Source organism: Burkholderia sp. AW49-1 (assembly GCF_053427845.1).
In genome coordinates, this window is the sequence record NZ_JBSAXF010000004.1 from 293,822 (window position 1) to 309,044 (window position 15,223).

General features: G+C 66.4%; 19 protein-coding genes. 6 read left to right on the forward strand and 13 right to left on the reverse strand.

The features are described 5' to 3' along the window. Nucleotides 1-238 precede the first annotated feature (238 nt). Nucleotides 239-922, forward strand: a complete 684-nt coding sequence (locus tag ACV22W_RS09660) for a response regulator transcription factor (RefSeq protein ID WP_448018948.1) — start codon at nt 239-241, stop codon at nt 920-922. Between the two features lie 218 nt (nt 923-1,140). Here the strand turns inward: ACV22W_RS09660 and ACV22W_RS09665 are convergent, their stop codons facing one another. From ACV22W_RS09665 to lysA, 7 genes are all read right to left on the reverse strand, one after another. Further along, entirely contained in the window at nt 1,141-1,485 is a 345-nt protein-coding gene (locus tag ACV22W_RS09665; protein WP_448018949.1) for a DUF3088 domain-containing protein, read from the reverse strand. 66 nt (nt 1,486-1,551) lie between these two features. Then, nucleotides 1,552-2,739, reverse strand: coding sequence for a cystathionine beta-lyase (gene metC / locus ACV22W_RS09670; protein ID WP_175916603.1), 1,188 nt, complete (start codon nt 2,737-2,739; stop codon nt 1,552-1,554). A gap of 48 nt (nt 2,740-2,787) precedes the next feature. Next, nucleotides 2,788-3,513, reverse strand: a complete 726-nt coding sequence (locus ACV22W_RS09675; RefSeq protein ID WP_448018950.1) for an amino acid ABC transporter ATP-binding protein — start codon at nt 3,511-3,513, stop codon at nt 2,788-2,790. A 43-nt stretch (nt 3,514-3,556) separates the two neighbouring features. After that, complete coding sequence (locus tag ACV22W_RS09680; protein WP_448018951.1) at nt 3,557-4,216, reverse strand: amino acid ABC transporter permease; 660 nt, start codon at nt 4,214-4,216, stop codon at nt 3,557-3,559. 76 nt (nt 4,217-4,292) lie between these two features. Beyond that, a complete protein-coding gene (locus ACV22W_RS09685; protein WP_059819428.1) occupies nt 4,293-5,093 on the reverse strand; it encodes a transporter substrate-binding domain-containing protein in 801 nt (266 codons plus the stop codon). Nucleotides 5,094-5,232: 139 nt separating this feature from the next. After that, complete coding sequence (locus tag ACV22W_RS09690; RefSeq protein ID WP_448018952.1) at nt 5,233-5,499, reverse strand: hypothetical protein; 267 nt, start codon at nt 5,497-5,499, stop codon at nt 5,233-5,235. Between the two features lie 143 nt (nt 5,500-5,642). Next, nucleotides 5,643-6,941 carry a diaminopimelate decarboxylase gene (gene lysA, locus ACV22W_RS09695; protein ID WP_448018998.1) on the reverse strand — a complete coding sequence of 433 codons (1,299 nt, stop codon included), beginning with the start codon at nt 6,939-6,941 and terminating at the stop codon, nt 5,643-5,645. A gap of 48 nt (nt 6,942-6,989) precedes the next feature. On the opposite strand from lysA, the gene ACV22W_RS09700 reads away from it, so the two are divergent. Together ACV22W_RS09700 and ACV22W_RS09705 are read left to right on the forward strand one after the other, a co-directional pair. After that, nucleotides 6,990-7,904, forward strand: a complete 915-nt coding sequence (locus tag ACV22W_RS09700) for a LysR family transcriptional regulator (RefSeq protein ID WP_448018953.1) — start codon at nt 6,990-6,992, stop codon at nt 7,902-7,904. A gap of 61 nt (nt 7,905-7,965) precedes the next feature. Next, entirely contained in the window at nt 7,966-8,565 is a 600-nt protein-coding gene (locus tag ACV22W_RS09705; protein WP_448018954.1) for a GNAT family N-acetyltransferase, read from the forward strand. Nucleotides 8,566-8,664: 99 nt separating this feature from the next. Here ACV22W_RS09705 and ACV22W_RS09710 read toward each other — a convergent pair whose 3' ends face one another. Continuing rightward, on the reverse strand, nt 8,665-9,237 hold the full coding sequence (locus ACV22W_RS09710; RefSeq protein WP_448018955.1) for a DUF4142 domain-containing protein: 573 nt from the start codon (nt 9,235-9,237) through the stop codon (nt 8,665-8,667). Between the two features lie 372 nt (nt 9,238-9,609). Beyond that, nucleotides 9,610-10,233, reverse strand: a complete 624-nt coding sequence (locus ACV22W_RS09715; RefSeq protein WP_448018956.1) for an HAD hydrolase-like protein — start codon at nt 10,231-10,233, stop codon at nt 9,610-9,612. 75 nt (nt 10,234-10,308) lie between these two features. On the opposite strand from ACV22W_RS09715, the gene ACV22W_RS09720 reads away from it, so the two are divergent. Then, nucleotides 10,309-10,494, forward strand: a complete 186-nt coding sequence (locus tag ACV22W_RS09720) for a DUF4087 domain-containing protein (protein WP_448018957.1) — start codon at nt 10,309-10,311, stop codon at nt 10,492-10,494. A gap of 30 nt (nt 10,495-10,524) precedes the next feature. Here ACV22W_RS09720 and ACV22W_RS09725 read toward each other — a convergent pair whose 3' ends face one another. Both ACV22W_RS09725 and ACV22W_RS09730 read right to left on the reverse strand, forming a co-directional pair. Then, nucleotides 10,525-10,791 (reverse strand): Txe/YoeB family addiction module toxin, encoded by a 267-nt coding sequence (locus ACV22W_RS09725; protein ID WP_012366508.1) that lies wholly within the window; start codon nt 10,789-10,791, stop codon nt 10,525-10,527. Continuing rightward, nucleotides 10,788-11,048: a type II toxin-antitoxin system Phd/YefM family antitoxin gene (locus ACV22W_RS09730; protein ID WP_059526792.1), complete on the reverse strand. Its 261-nt coding sequence runs from the start codon at nt 11,046-11,048 to the stop codon at nt 10,788-10,790. The genes ACV22W_RS09725 and ACV22W_RS09730 overlap by 4 nt, the downstream gene beginning before the upstream one ends. 151 nt (nt 11,049-11,199) lie before the next feature. On the opposite strand from ACV22W_RS09730, the gene ACV22W_RS09735 reads away from it, so the two are divergent. Both ACV22W_RS09735 and ACV22W_RS09740 read left to right on the forward strand, forming a co-directional pair. Continuing rightward, a complete protein-coding gene (locus ACV22W_RS09735) occupies nt 11,200-11,643 on the forward strand; it encodes a GNAT family N-acetyltransferase (RefSeq protein ID WP_059685971.1) in 444 nt (147 codons plus the stop codon). Nucleotides 11,644-11,698: 55 nt separating this feature from the next. Then, the gene (locus ACV22W_RS09740; RefSeq protein ID WP_006751720.1) at nt 11,699-11,917 is read left to right on the forward strand and encodes a DUF1653 domain-containing protein; all 219 of its coding nucleotides are present in this window, start codon (nt 11,699-11,701) and stop codon (nt 11,915-11,917) included. 82 nt (nt 11,918-11,999) lie between these two features. On the opposite strand, the gene ACV22W_RS09745 is transcribed toward ACV22W_RS09740, so the two are convergent. After that, nucleotides 12,000-13,211, reverse strand: a complete 1,212-nt coding sequence (locus ACV22W_RS09745; RefSeq protein WP_448018958.1) for a winged helix-turn-helix domain-containing protein — start codon at nt 13,209-13,211, stop codon at nt 12,000-12,002. 342 nt (nt 13,212-13,553) lie between these two features. Then, the gene (locus ACV22W_RS09750) at nt 13,554-14,942 is read right to left on the reverse strand and encodes an MFS transporter (protein WP_448018959.1); all 1,389 of its coding nucleotides are present in this window, start codon (nt 14,940-14,942) and stop codon (nt 13,554-13,556) included. Between the last annotated feature and the right edge of the window lie 281 nt (nt 14,943-15,223).

Consider the following 15,223-nt stretch of genomic DNA (forward strand, 5'->3'; position numbering starts at 1 on the left):
TTATTCACGGTAGGAAATCGAAGACCTTTACCAAATATGACGTCCGTCACGGTCGGCGGCCCTGGTCGGACCGCAGCGGGCATCGGTATGCGCGGCGGGGTGGGGCGTGGATGAATTAGGCCATTCGTCACGGAGCGACGGGCCTAGTGCGCGGCGAGTAAAACAGCGGTAAAAAAAACGCCGGGTAGGGAAGCGAAAAAACCTAAACCGAGCATCCCGATTTCGAGGAAACCGCGCAATGAACGTTCTGATGATCGATAGCCCGCCGTTATTCGTCGCGGGAGTGGCTGACGTACTGTGTAAACGCGACGTGAACTGGCACGTATGGTCGGCCCGCCGTCCGGAGGACGTCTTGCGCTTGCGCGACGCGTTGCTGCCCGGGACGGTCGAGGCGGTCACGATCGAGTGCGACGAGCACGCCGCGCGGCCGAGCTGGCCGAGCGTGCTGAACGAGACGTTCGCCGGCGCGCCGTGGCTGTGCGTGGTGGCCGCCGTGTGCCGCCGGACGATTGCCGATGCGCTGCTGGCGGGGGCGGCCGGCATCATCGACCGGCATGCGAGCGCCGACGAGTTCGCGGACGCCCTCGGCCGGGTCGCGGCCGGTGCGATCTACGTGCCGCCGAACGACGGCGGCGCGACGCAGGCGCGCCCGGGCGGCGCGCCGGCCGGGGACGATCGCGCATTCGATCGTTTGACGCCGCGCCAGCGCGAGGTGCTGCGGCTGCTGGCCGAAGGCAAGTCGAACAAGCAGATCTGCCGTGTACTGAATGTCGCGGAAGGCACGATCAAGAACCATCTGTATGCGCTGTTCCGCCAGATCGGCGTGAGCAACCGGACCGAGGCCGCATTGTGGCTCGCGCGCCACGTGCCGTCCGAGCCGGCGGCATTCGCGTTCGCGCCCGTCTGCAGTTCGCCGGGCTGATGCTGGTCGCGGCGGGCCCCGGTGTGTGCCACCATCCGGTGTCGCGTCGCGTTGAAGTCATACGGCCGGAGGCGGGGTGCCCGGGCGGCCATCGGTAGCGGCGAGCCGCGTGGCCGAGTACATCGCGCGCGGCGACGGGCGTGCGGGAAACGGGGAACGGGCCGCGCAGGCCGCGCGTCCCGTTCGCCGGCGCCCGTCGGCACCGGGCGCCGGCGTGCTTACGCGACGTGCGCGACGCCGTATTGCGAGGACAGGTAGCGCCGGATATCGCCCGGCGAATCGATGAAGCGGCGGCCGTTGTATTCGCGAATCCCGACTGCGTCGTCCTTCGGCGCCTGCCCGTCGCCCAGCACGAGCACCGGCGCGGACTGGTTGTCTTCGCCGATCAGCGCGACGATCGGCTGGCGCGGCCGCGGCGCGTCGACGTACTCGACCGCGACGGCGTCGCGCAACTGCGGGTAGAAGCTCAGTAGTCCTTCGACGGCAACCGAGTCGCCGCAGTAGAACGGACCTTCGGAGTCCTTGAAGAAACCCGGGCGGAGAATGAACAGCGTGTCTTTCATGATGGCCTCGCTATCAGTGGTGGTCGAACGTTGAAGAAAAACGGGATGCTTGTGACGTGCCGGATTTCAGGCTTCCGCGAGCGCGGCCGCGGCGGCACGCATTCTCGCGAAACCGGCGTCGAGGTCGGCGATCATGTCGTCCGGATGCTCGAGCCCTGCGTGGATGCGCAGCAGCGGGCCGGCCGCCAGCCATTGCGTCGCGGTACGGTGGCGCGACGGATTCGACGGGATGATCAGGCTTTCGAAACCGCCCCAGCTGTAGCCCATGCCGAAGCACGTCATGCCGTCGAGCAGTGCGCGCACGGCATCGTCGGGCTGCGGATGCAGCACCAGGCCGAACAATCCGCACGCGCCCGTGAAGTCGCGCTGCCACAGCGCGTGGCCGGCATCGCCCGGCCGGGCCGGATACAGGATCTGCGCGACTTCCGGCTGCCGCGCGAGCCATTCGGTCAGCACGTGCGCGTTGCGCTGGTGGCGTTCGAGGCGCACCGACAGCGTGCGCAGCCCGCGTAGCGCGAGATATGCATCGTCGCCGCTGACCGTCATGCCGAGCTGCCGGTAGCAGCGCGTGACCTTCTGCGCGAGCGCCTCGGTTGTCAGGATCACGCCCATCAGCACGTCGGAGTGTCCGGCGATGTACTTGGTCGCCGCGTGAATCGACACGTCGACGCCGTGCGAGAACGAGCGGAAATTCAGCGGCGTGCCCCACGTGTTGTCGAGCAGCACGACCGCATCGTGCTGGTGCGCGACGCGGCAGATCGCCGGAATGTCCTGCACCTCGAAGGTCAGCGAGCCCGGCGATTCGGTAAAGACCGCGCGCGTGTTCGGCCGCATTAGCGACGCGATGCCGGCGCCGATCGACGGATCGTAATAGGTCGTCTCGATGCCGAGGCGCGCGAGGGTCTCGTCGCAGAACGAGCGGGTCGGGTCGTACACCGAGTCGGCCATCAGCAGATGGTCGCCGGGGTTCAGCACCGCGAGCAGCGCGGTCGTGATCGCGCTGAGGCCGCTCGGCGTGAGCAGCGCGGCATGCGCGCCTTCGAGGCGCGCGAGCGCCTTTTCGAGCGCCCGCGTGGTCGGGCTGCCGTGGCGTCCGTACGCGAGCGGTGTGCCGCGCACCGCGTCGAGCGCGTCGGTGCCGTGAAAGAGCAGCGTCGACTGGCGATACACGGGCGGGTTCACCGGCGAGCCGGGCTGGCCGTGCGCACGGCCTTCGTGAGCGAGCAGGGTGTCGGTCGAGTGCGGTTGGTTCAAGATGTCGTCCTTTGAATGTCGGTCAAATCGGAGCGAAGCGCCGCGCGGTCAGTGCAGGATCTTGTCGAGGAACTCGCGCGCGCGTTCGGAGCGCGGCGCGGCGAAGAATGCTTCGCTCGCCGCATCCTCGACCACCGCGCCCTGGTCCATGAAGATCACGCGATGCGCGACCTTCCTCGCGAAGCCCATCTCGTGCGTGACGCACACCATCGTCATGCCGTCGCGCGCGAGCTCGACCATCACGTCGAGCACTTCGTTGATCATCTCGGGATCGAGCGCGGAGGTCGGCTCGTCGAACAGCATCGCGACGGGGTTCATCGACAGCGCGCGTGCAATCGCGACGCGCTGCTGCTGCCCGCCCGACAACTGTCCCGGATACTTGTGCGCGTGCGCCCGCAGACCGACGCGATCGAGCAGCTTCATCGCATTCTCGATCGCTTCGTCCTTGCGGCGGCCGAGCACCTTGACCTGCGCGAGCGTCAGGTTGTCGGTGATCGACAGGTGCGGGAACAGCTCGAAATGCTGGAACACCATGCCGACGCGTGCGCGCAGTTGCGCGAGTTCCGCGGCGGGATCGCCGAGCCGCATGCCGTCGACGACGATGCTGCCTTTCTGGAACGGCTCGAGGCCGTTGATCGTCTTGATCAGTGTCGATTTGCCGGAGCCCGACGGCCCGCAGACGACGACCACTTCACCTTTCGATACCGCCGCGCTGCATTCGGAAAGGACCTGATGCTTGCCATACCACTTGGAAACGTTGTCGAGCGTAATCATGGTTGTCCGTGATTGAGGTTCGGGTTGAACGAGGTGCGCATGCTCAATGCGCGGACGGCAGCGAGAGGCGCGTCTCGACGCGGCCCTGCAATCGCGTGAGCAGCGTGCTCAGCACCCAGTAGATCGCGGCGGCCGCGAGGTACAGCGGCAGCGGCTGGAACGTCGCGGCGATCACTTCCTGCGTCGAGCGCAGCAGCTCGGTGACGGTGATGACGGACACGAGCGACGTGTCCTTGATCAGGCTGATCAGCGTGTTGCCGAGGCTCGGCACCGCGAGGCGCAGCGCCTGCGGGCAGACGATGTAGCGCAGCGTCTGCACGTGCGTGAGGCCGAGGCTGTGCGCGGCCGCCCATTGTCCGCGGCCGATGCCGAGGATCGCGCCGCGCATGCTTTCCGACAGGTACGCACCGGCGTTGAGCGTCAGCGTGAAGATGCCGGCGGTCGTCGGATCGAGCGTGATGCCGAGATCGGGCAGCCCGTAGTAGACGACGAACATCTGCACGAGCAGCGGCGTGCCGCGCATCAGGCTGACGTAGCCCTGCGCGAGACCGGACGCGAGCCGGTTGCTGCCGATCCGCATGATCGCGACCACGAGCCCGACGACGAGGCCAAGGGCCATCGACGCCACCGCGAACTTCAGCGTGAGCAGCGCGCCCTTCACCATCACGGGCAGTGTTTGAATGACCAGATCGAGTGCTTCCATCGCGTGTCTCCTGATTGTATGTCGTATGCCGCCGAGGTGGCGGCCCGCGCGTGCGTGCGGGCGCGTGACGGCTGTGTTATTGCGCGATCGGTTTCGTCGTGTCCGAGCCGAACCACTGCATCGAGATTTTCTTCAGCGTGCCGTCCTGCTGCAGCGACGCGACAGCGTCGTCGATCGCTTTCGCGAACTTCGGGTTGCCCTTGCGGAACGGAATCCCCATCCGGTCCTCGCCGCCGGCGAGCACGGAACCGGGGCGCAGCGGCAGGTGCGAGTTCTTGATCAGATAGCTCAGCATCAGGCGGTCGTTGACCGCCGCGTCGATACGCCCCGCCGCGAGGTCGCGCAGGTTTTCCGGTGTGCCCGGATAGACCTGCAGATCGATCGCGGGCACGGTCTTCACGAGATCGACGTAGTTGCTGCCCATCGTCACGCCGACCTTCTTGCCCTTCAGCTCGTCGAGTGACTTGAACGCACGCGTGTCGTTCTGGCGCTGCAGCAGCTGCGCGGACGAATACACGTACGGCATGCTGAAGTCGAGCGCCTGCTGACGCGACGGCGTGATCGCGACCTGGTTGACGATCACGTCGAACTTGCCGGCCTGCAGCCCCGCCAGAATCCCGCTCCATTCGGTCGTGACGAATTGCGGCTTCACGCCGAGCCGCGCGGCGACCGCCTTCGCGACGTCGACGTCGAACCCTTCGAGTTGTCCTTCGGCATTGCGGTAGTCGAACGGCGGGTAGGTGCCTTCGAGCGCGATCTTCAGCACGCCGGCCTGCTTGACGGTGTCGAGCAGGTCCGCCGCGTGCGATGCCGTGGCCACCACGCAGAGGAGGGCGGCGGCGAGGCCTTGCTTGAGCGTCGGGGTGAAGGGCTTCATGGTTGTCTCCGGGTTGTTGTCGGAACGTCGTTGTCGAAAATTCAGGGTGAGCGCGTCCGCGGCGACGGGCGGCGTCGACGTGGGCGGAAAGCGGGAATCAGTGCGGCGAGAGACGGCGCGAGCCGTGTGCCGCGAGGCGTTACGGCATGCGTTCGCGCACGGTGGCGTAGCGGTGCGCGGCGAAGAATTCAAGCATCGTGTTCATGAGTGCCCGTGCGGCTTGCGAGTGGGGTAGATCGGCTGCATCGTCGACGCGTGTCGGGTGACGCAAATGCTGAACGACTGAGGGCAATCTTAGTTTTGTCAAAAAGGAAAGTGCTTCCAAAAGTGCATGGACTTTCCACGTGGCGTGGAAAGTTTTTCTCCGTGCATGGAACACGATGCAAGCGATCTGCTGCGGTTGCACGCGGTGCGCAGCACCGGGTGCTACGGCGTGGTCGAGCGGTTGTCCTGAGAGCAACCGCCGAAAAGCAAAACGGCCAGGCATGCCGGTAGCGGCAAGCCTGGCCGTTGGCGTCCGGTTCGTCGAACGCGGCGCGAATGCGTGTGTTACTCGAACGTTTCGAGCGCAAGTAGTTCGTCGATCGTCTGCCGGCGGCGGATCAGCCGCGGCGTGCCGCGATCGACGAGCACTTCCGGCGCGAGCGGCCGGCTGTTGTAGTTCGAGGACATCGATGCGCCGTATGCGCCCGCGTCGTGCAGGAACAGCAGGTCGCCGATCTGCGGCTGCGGGAGCTTGCGGTGCGTGACCACACCGCCCGCGTCCTGCGTGAACACGTCGCCCGACTCGCACAGCGGCCCTGCGATCGCGATGTCGACGAGCGGCCGGCCGGCGGGCAGCGCGCCGTCGTGCGCGTGCACGGACACCGCGTGGTAGCTGCCGTACATCGACGGACGCATCAGGTCGTTGAAGCCCGCGTCGATCAGCACGAAGTCGTGCTTCGGCCGGCGGTTCACGGCCTGCACTTCGGTGACGAGCGTGCCGGCTTCCGCGACGAGGAAGCGGCCCGGTTCGATCTCGATGCGCACCGCGTGGCCGAGATGCCGTTCGATCCGCTTGCGCGCGGCGTCCCACTGGCTGAAGTAGTGGCCGACGTCGACGCGCGGCTCGCCGTCGCGATACGGAATCGACAGCCCGCCGCCGGCGGAGATGGCTTCGATGTCGTGGCCGAGCGACGTGACGAGGTCGACCATCGCGTCGCACACCTGCGACAGATGGCCATAGTCGACGCCCGAGCCGATATGCATGTGGATGCCGACCAGCTTCAGCCCGTACTGGCGCACGATCTCGATCGCGCGCGGCACGTCGTCGATCCAGATGCCGTGCTTGCTTTGCGGGCCGCCGGTGTTGGTCTTGTTGCTGTGGCCGTGGCCGAAGCCGGGATTCACGCGCAGCCATACGCGATGGCCGGGCGCATGCTCGCCGACGCGCGCGAGCATGTCGAGCGAGCCGGCGTTCACGGTCACGCGGTGCTTCAGCACGGCCGCGAGCGTCGGGCGGTCGATCAGGTCGGCCGTGAACACGACGCCTTCCGGTTCGCCTGCCGGACTGAATCCGGCCGCGAGACTGCGCTCGATCTCGCCGAGCGACACGGCGTCGACGCACGCGCCTTCGTCGCGCATCAGCTTCAGGATATGCAGGTTCGAGTTCGCCTTCTGCGCATAGCGGATCACGTCGAACTGGCGCAGTTGGGCGATGCGATCGCGGATGACGTCGGCGTCGTACACCCACAGCGGGGTGCCGTATTGCTGCGCGAGCGCCGCGAGCTGGCGGGAATCGAGGGACATGGCGGAAGAATCGGATCGATGAACGGATAGCGTGAATGATGCGCCTGAACGGCTATACAGTAAAATGCCTGTTTTTAGAGATTCGATTCATTTCTGATATAGGCGATCATGCTTACACACCGGCACATCGAGGTCTTCCGCGCGCTGATGGTCACCGGCAGCACGACGCGTGCGGCCGAGATGCTCTATACGTCGCAGCCGACGATCAGCCGCGAACTCGCGCGCATGGAGCAGGTGATCGGCTTCGCGCTGTTCGAGCGCTCGCACGGGCGGCTGCGGCCGACGATGGCCGCGCTCACGCTGTTCGACGACGTGCGGCTCGCGTATGTGGGGCTCGAGCGCGTCGCGGCGACGGCCGCGCGGCTGCGCGAGTTTCGCGACGGGCAGTTGTCGGTGATCGCGCTGCCGGCGTTTTCGCATGCGATCCTGCCCGGCGCCTGCCGGCGTTTCCATGACGCGCATGCGGACGTCAGCGTGTCGGTCGCGACGCAGGAGTCGCCGGTGCTCGAGGAGTGGCTGACCGCGCAGCGCTACGATCTCGGGCTGACCGAACATGACATCGCGCCGGCCGGCACGGTCCTCACGCCGTTGCTCGAAGTCGACGAGGTATGCGTGCTGCACGACGGCCATCCGCTGCTCGCGCAGCACGCGATCGATCTCGCGGATCTCGCCGATCGCCCGTTCGTGAGCCTGTCGCTGAACGACCCGTACCGGATCCTGATCGACGAGGCGTTCGCGCAGCTCGGCGTCGCGCCGCGTTCCGTCATCGAGACGCCGTCGGCCGTGTCGGTGTGCGCGTTCGTGCGGCAGGGGCTCGGCGCCGCGATCGTCAATCCGCTGACCGCGCTCGATTTCGTCGGGCGCGACCTGCACGTGCGGCCGCTCACGCGCTCGTTTCCGTATCGCGTCAGCGTGATCGTGCCCGAGCACCGGCCGAAGAGCCTGCTCGTCGACGCATTCGCCGATGCGCTGCGCGGCGAAGCGCACGCGATTCGCCAACGGCTCGCCGCGCTGCCCGTATGATGGGCGTTTCGCTGCGCGCCAGGTCATCCGCCTCGTCATCTTCATGGAAACGCAACCCGTCATGACCGACGCTTCATCTTCCCTCGAACAACCGACGCTCACCGGCGAGCGCATCGTACTGCGACCGCTCGAGGCATACGACCGCCAGGCGTTGCTCGATGCGGCGGCGGACGGCCGGTTATGGAATCTGAAGGTCACGGTCGTGCCGGGCAAAGATACGGTCGACGCCTACATCGACACGGCGCTGCAAGGTCGCGCGGCCGGCACCGTGATGCCGTTCGTGATCGTCGATCGTGCGTCGGGCTGCGCGATCGGCAGCACGCGTTTCTGGAAGATCGACCGCAAGAATCGCAAGCTCGAGATCGGTCATACGTGGCTCAGCGAATCGGCGCAGCGCACGCGCGCGAACACCGAAGCGAAATGGCTGCTGCTCTCGTACGCGTTCGATACGCTGCACTGCGTGCGCGTGCAGTTCACGACCGACGAACTGAACGAGAAGTCACGCGCGGCGATTCTGCGGCTCGGCGCGAAGCAGGAAGGGATCGTGCGACACGAGCGGATCATGCCCGACGGCCGCAAGCGCAATTCGGTGCGCTTCAGCATCATCGACGACGAATGGCCGGACGTGCGCGCGCGATTGCGGGCGAAGCTCGCGACGTGACGCGAACCGGGTGCCGCTGGCGTCGCGCCGCCGGAAGGGGGCGGCGACGCGACGAGGGGGAAGCGGGGCGCCGCGCGCGATGCGCGGCGGGGCATCGCGTTACTGTGCCGACGCGAGGTGGTGACGCTGCGCAAGCTTCTGCGCATCCGCGTAGTGCGCCTGCAGGATCGGCAGCGCCTGGCGTGCGACTTCCTTCAGCTTCGTGTCGCGGCCCGAAGCGATTTCAGCCTGGAATGCCGAGATCGTTTTTTGCTGGCCGGCGAGCGCGACCTGCTCGATGTATGCCTTGTCGAATTCCGCGCCGCGCAGGTTCTTGATGCTGTCCAGCACGGCCGTGTCGGGATCATTGGCCGGCACGTCGACGCCGCGCGGGCTGGCCGCGCGCATCGCCTGGATGATCTTCTCATCGTCGGTCGACACACGCTGCGCGAACGCCTTCACCTGGCTGTCCGACGTGCGCGAATTGGCGATGCGTGCTGCGTCGTGCTGCGTCGACACGGTCTTCGTGCCGTCGGTGATGAAAGTCTGGTCGGCTTCGTGGATGCGCGTTTGCGTGGCGGCGGCCGGTGCGGACGGCGCCGGTTGCGCGGTTTGCGCGGTCGCCGTCACGGCGACGAGAAGCAGGCCAGCGGCAGACAATGCAAGGCGCGAGATTTGGGGAAAGCGGTTCATGGGACCTCCTTTCTATCGGGGCTCTGATTAACGGGCGGATCGGATGATCCGCAGCTGTGCGAGAGACCGGGCGCGCCCGGGCCGGACTCGATGACCGCTCTGCCGCGGCGGCGTTCGAAGTGTTTCCCGGCCCGACTGATTCTAGGAGAGCGCTCAGGTAGCAGGTGCAACCGCGCTGTGGTTTGTGTAACGGTTGGTAAGACGAATCGATGTGTGAGCGAGGGTGCCGGTAGGGCGTACCTGCCGCGCGCAACGTGGCGGCAATTTTTGCGTGCGCGTGTCATCGGCGTTTCATCGTCTTGCGCAGGAAACGCGTCGATTATTTCGCGACGCGACGCGACGAATCGAACGCTTGATGCGCGCGACATCTCTTCACATGCGATCGAGCAATGCGGCGAGATGCGGCAGCAACGGCGTCGCGCAATGCGCCTGCAACGCATCGGCGGCCGTGTAACCCCACGCGACGCCCTGGAAGGCGATCCGCGCGCGGCGCGCCGCGTCGGCGTCGCGGATTTCGTCGCCGACATACAGCACGTCGTCGGGCTGCATGCCCGCTTCGCGCACGAGCGCGCGCAGCCGGCGTGCCTTGCCGAACAGCGGAATGCCGCACGCGAACGTATCGACGCATCGGCTCGCATGCGGGCCGAGCCGGTCGCGCACGATGTCCTCGCTGTTCGACGTCGCGATCGCGATGCGGATGCCGCGCGCGGCGAGCGCGTCGAAGGTGGTGTCGACGCCGGGGAACAGCTTCACGTGCGCGATGCGCGGCCGCATCAGCCGGCGCATGTCGAGCGTCACGCGCGGCACTTTCCACATCGGCACCTCGAGCGCGCGGATGATCTCGCGCGCCGACATGCCGCGCAGCGCCGGACGCAGTTCGGGCGTCGCGTCGCGAAAGCCGTGCATGCGCGACGCTTCCATCAGTGCCGCGAGAAAGCAGTCGAGCGAATCGGCGAGCGTGCCGTCGAAGTCGAACGCGATGAGTCGATAGGGCATGAAGCGATGCGGCGAGTTCATTGAGCCGGTGACGATATCACCGAATCGAGCCGGATGTGCCCGGGGCGAGGCGGGATGGTCGAGCAGACGCCGGGGGTGTCGCGCGGCTGGGTCGGCACCAACGAGGGGATGCACGGTTACGGCTGCGCATGCCTTGACCTGGAAATCGACTCGCGCACCCGCGAGGTGACGCGGATCGTGGTGGCCCGGCCGCTCCCGTCGAAGCGCTGCAAGACCGATCGGGCGTTGCCGGCTTCATAAGCGGCGGCGGGGACGGAGGCGGGATTGGCACTACGCGTAATGGTAGCGGCAGGACACGATGCTGATCTGAAGATCGTCCGCTTCATAGACCAGACGGTTCGTATCGTCGATGCGGCGCGACCAGAACCCGGACAGATTGGCCTTCAGCGGCTCAGGTTTGCCGATGCCTTCGAACGGCGTCCGTTGGGCTTCGCGAATGAGCTGGTTGATGCGCTTGAGTGTCTTGCGGTCCTGCCCTTGCCAATAAACGTAGTCGTCCCACGCGTCGGAAGTAAAGAGCACGCGGCGTACGCTCATTCATCGTCCCCCGCCAGCTTGTGCTCTTTCGTCTTGCCCTTGCGCAGTTGCGCGATCGAGCGTTCGAGATGAGCGACGTTGGCCGGGGAGCGGAGCAGATGAACTGTCTCCATCAGGCTGTCGTAGTATTCCTGCGACATGATGACTGCGTTCGGCGCGTCGCGACGAGTGATGAGCGTCACGTCAGCATCGTCGACAACCTGGTCGATGACCGTCTTCAGATTGCCGCGGGCATCCGAAAAGTGAATGGTGCGCATGATTTGCTCAACTTGTACGTGAAATTGTACAAGTATAACATGGGCGCATTTTCTGTACGGATTGTTGTACATGTCGGCTCGGCGTCGCTTGTCGCCCACCCCGCGCCGCGCTATCGTTGCTGCTCCGCCCCCGACCGACCGGAGAGCCGACGTGCCCGCAGCCACTCCCGCCACGCTGAGATTTTCCACCGACAAGCGCGAACTCGACATCGACGCGATCTTCGATTTCCTGCATCGCGATGCGTACTGGTCGCAGGGCATTCCGCGCGACGTCGTCGAGCGCGCGATCGACGGCTCGCTGTGCTTCGGCGCGTATGTGGGCGACCGGCTCGTCGGGTTCGCGCGGCTCGTGACCGACCACGCGACGTTCGCGTACCTGTGCGACGTCTTCGTATTGCCGGCCGACCGCGGCAACGGCTATGGCCGCGCGCTGATCGACCACGTATTCGCGCAGCCGATGGTGCGGAGCCTGCGCCGCATCATGCTCGTGACGACCGACGCGCACGAACTGTACCGGCCGGTCGGCTTCGGGCCGTCCGCGAATCCCGAGCGGCTGATGGAGATTCGCCGCCCCGACATCTACGCGAAACGCTGACGCGCGGCGAGCGCATACAATACGCGCTTTCGTTTTTGCCGAAGGGAAGCAGATCATGACCGAACAGGAAGCCGAACAGCTCGCCACGCATCGTCACTACAAGGGCGGGCTGTATCGCTACATCGGCGTCGCCCGTCATTCCGAAACCGAGGAATCGGTGGTGGTGTACGAGCATCTGTGGCCGCATGCGCGCGGCCTGTGGGTGCGGCCGGAAGCGATGTTCAACGAGAACCTGCCGGACGGCACCCCGCGCTTTCGCAAGCTGCGCGACTGAGTCGTGGCAGGTGGCGGGAGACGGGCGTGCCGCCGCGCAAGCGGCACGCGCGTCGCCGTCGCACGTCGCCGTTCCGCCGGCGTTACGCGCCGGCCAGCGCCTTCGACAATTCGGGCGGCGCGTGCGCGACCGTCACCTCCGGCGTGCCATGCCACGCCGCCAGCCGTTTCACGGCCTTCGCGACGTCGGCCGCGAGCCCCGTGCCGAACCGCACGCCCGGCTCGACATGCACCGCCTTCAATTCGAACGTGCCGAGCGCGCGATGCGCTTTCGCGTCGACGCGCCCGATCAGCCGGCCGCGATGCAGCACCGGCAGGCAGAAATAGCCGTAGCGCCGCTTGTGCGCAGGCGTGTAGCACTCGATCGTGTAGTCGAACCCGAATAGCGTCGATGCGCGCCGCCGGTCCCACACCACCGGATCGAATGGCGACAGCAGCGTCGTGACGGTCGAGCGCAGCGTATCGGTCGCGGCGGCCGGCAGCAGCGCTTCGAGCGAGCGATGCACGTAGGCGGGCTCCTTCCAGTCCGCGATCTGCACCGGAATCAGATCGCCCGCATCCGCGAGTTGCTCGAGCTCCGCGCGGTACGAACGGCGCGGCAGCCGGTAGTAATCGGCCACCCAGTCCGCGCGCACGATGCCGAGCGCGCGGCACGTGTAGTCGAGCAGCGCGGGCAGCACCGCGTCGCGCGGCGGCAGGTCGCGCGCATCGTCCCAGCCGGGCAGCACGCGCTCGCGCACGTCGTAGATCCGCTGAAAGTTGCGGCGTTCCGACACCATCAGGTCGCCGGTCGTGAACAGCACCTCCAGGTGTTTTTTCTCGGGCTTGCGGTCCCACCATCCGTTGCCCTTCGTGCCGTCTTCGCGAATGAAATCCGCCGACCGCACCGGGCCGTCGTCGCGAATCCGCGCCAGCATGCGGTCGATGTCCGCGCGATTCTGCTCGTGCCATTCGGCCGCGTATTTCCAGCCCATTCCCGACGGATCGAGCATCTTGTAGCGCATCAGCCCGAATTGCTCGACCGGCAGGAAGCACGCCTCGTGCGACCAGTATTCGAACAGGCGCGCCTCGGCGAGATGCTCGTCGAGCCACTGCGGGGCGAAGTCGCCGAGGCGGCTGAACAGCACGAGATACGGGCTGCGCGCGACGACGTGAATGGTATCGATCTGCAACTGCGCCATCCGGCGGATCGTGTCGAGCACGTCGGCCTTGGTGGCCTTGCGGCGGGGCGGGGTCAGCAGGCCCTGCGCGGCGAGATGCAGCGCGCGGGCGGCGGCGGGCGAGAGCGTAAGCATCGGAACGGCGGCTGAGGGTGGCGGTCGGGCACCACTTTAGCGCGAAAGCGGCGTACGTGTGCGATGCATGCATGCAACGCGTCTGACAATGGTTGACAGATGCGCGGCGCGACTTTCCCTATAGTGCAGTCATGGCGCGACGAAATGTGCGCGCAACGATTCGGCTTCCGACGCACATATGTCAATGGCACGCAGGAAGCAGATCCGGGATTCTCAACCCCCAACGAGAGACCCGGAGCCCTGAGCGGACATCCATGCGGCTGTGCACCGGCCCCGTGTGGATGTCCGCTGATTTTTTTCCGGTTGTTCCGCTGTCGGCCTTTTCCTCTCCAGCCACCCCGTTCATTGCCGCTTGCCGCGCGCGACTTCGTCGCCGGCGCCGGGCGGCAGCCGCCGCGTGATCGGAATCGACGCGAACGAACACAGCCCGACCACGACGAACGCGGGCCAGAAATCCGACCACACCATCGCCTGATGCCCTTGCAGCCAGTGCGACACGTGCAGCACGAGGCCGGCGACCGTCACGCCGAGCCCGAGCGACATCTGCTGCACGACACTGCCGAGGCTCGTCGCGCGGCCTGCATCGGCCTGCGAAATATCCGCGTAGATCATCGAATTCAGGCTCGTGAACTGCAGCGCGGGGAAGATGCCGCCGACCAGCACGATCGTCCAGATCGCCCAGGTCGCCATGCCCGGATGGAACACGCCGTAGGCGGCGATCGCGAGCCCGGCGAACGCGGCGTTGTAGATCAGCACCGTGCGAAAGCCGAAGCGGCGCAGCGTATGGGTGGCCGTCGAGCGGCTCACCGCGCCGCCGAGCGCGGACGCGCAGGTGATCAGCCCGGAGTGGAACGCGCTCATCCCGAGACCTTCCTGCAGCGCGAGCGGCAGCAGGAACGGCACCGCGCCGAGGCCGATGCGGAACAGCGACCCGCCGACCACGCTCGCATGGTAGGTCGGGATCTTCAGGAAACTGAGGTCGAGCACCGGGCGCGTCTTGCGGCGCGCGTACGGCACGTAGAGCGCGAGCATTGCCGTGCCGGCCGCGCACATCAGGAGCGCGTTGCCGCGCGACGTGAGCGAACCGTCGATCAGCGTGAGGCCCATTAGCAGCAGCGCGGCACCGCTCGCGGACAGCAGGAATCCGAACCAGTCGAGCGGGCCGGGATCGGCCTCGTGCGTGTTCGCGATGTGCTTGCTCGCGAGGTAGATCCCGTAGATGCCGATCGGCACGTTGATGAAGAAGATCATCCGCCAGTGCAGGTAGGTCGTGATGAAGCCGCCGACGAGCGGCCCGAGCGTCGGCCCGAACAGCGCGGGAATCGCGAGGTAGTTCATCGCGCGCACGAGATCGGAGCGCGGCACCGCGCGGAAGATGATGATCCGGCCGACCGGCACCATCATCGCGCCGCCGACACCCTGCACGAAGCGCGCGAACGTCAGCACGCCGAGCGAGTTGGAGGCCGCGCACATCAGCGAGCCGGCGACGAAGATGCCGATCGCGGTGCGGAAGACGGAGCGCGCGCTGAAGCGGTCGGCAAGCCATCCGCAGATTGGGATGAATACGCCGAGGCCGACCACGTAGGACGTGATCGCAATGTTCAGTGTGACGGGATTGTGCCCGAAGTCCCTCGCCATCGCGGGCAGTGCGGTGACGATGATGTTCGCGTCGACGCTTTCCATGAACAACGCACAGGCAACGATGAGCGGTGCTAGAAAGACGGGCGACATGGGCGGGGCGCGCGGTAAAGACGCCATTATGCCCACAATGTGGTCGTTGCGTCACGCGAGACAACGGTTGTTCCGCATGTTGCAACAGTCGTTCCTGTTACCGCGTGTGAAAGAAGGGACGACTGCGATGCCGGATGCTATCCGTGACATGACATATGACGCGCGCCCGCGGAGTCCGCCGCGAAACTTGCGTGCGATGCGCGTTTCGTGCGACAGTCGGAACTCATCTGCGTAATACAACGACGCGCATCGATCGACGGCCATCGAGACGAGCGCACGCG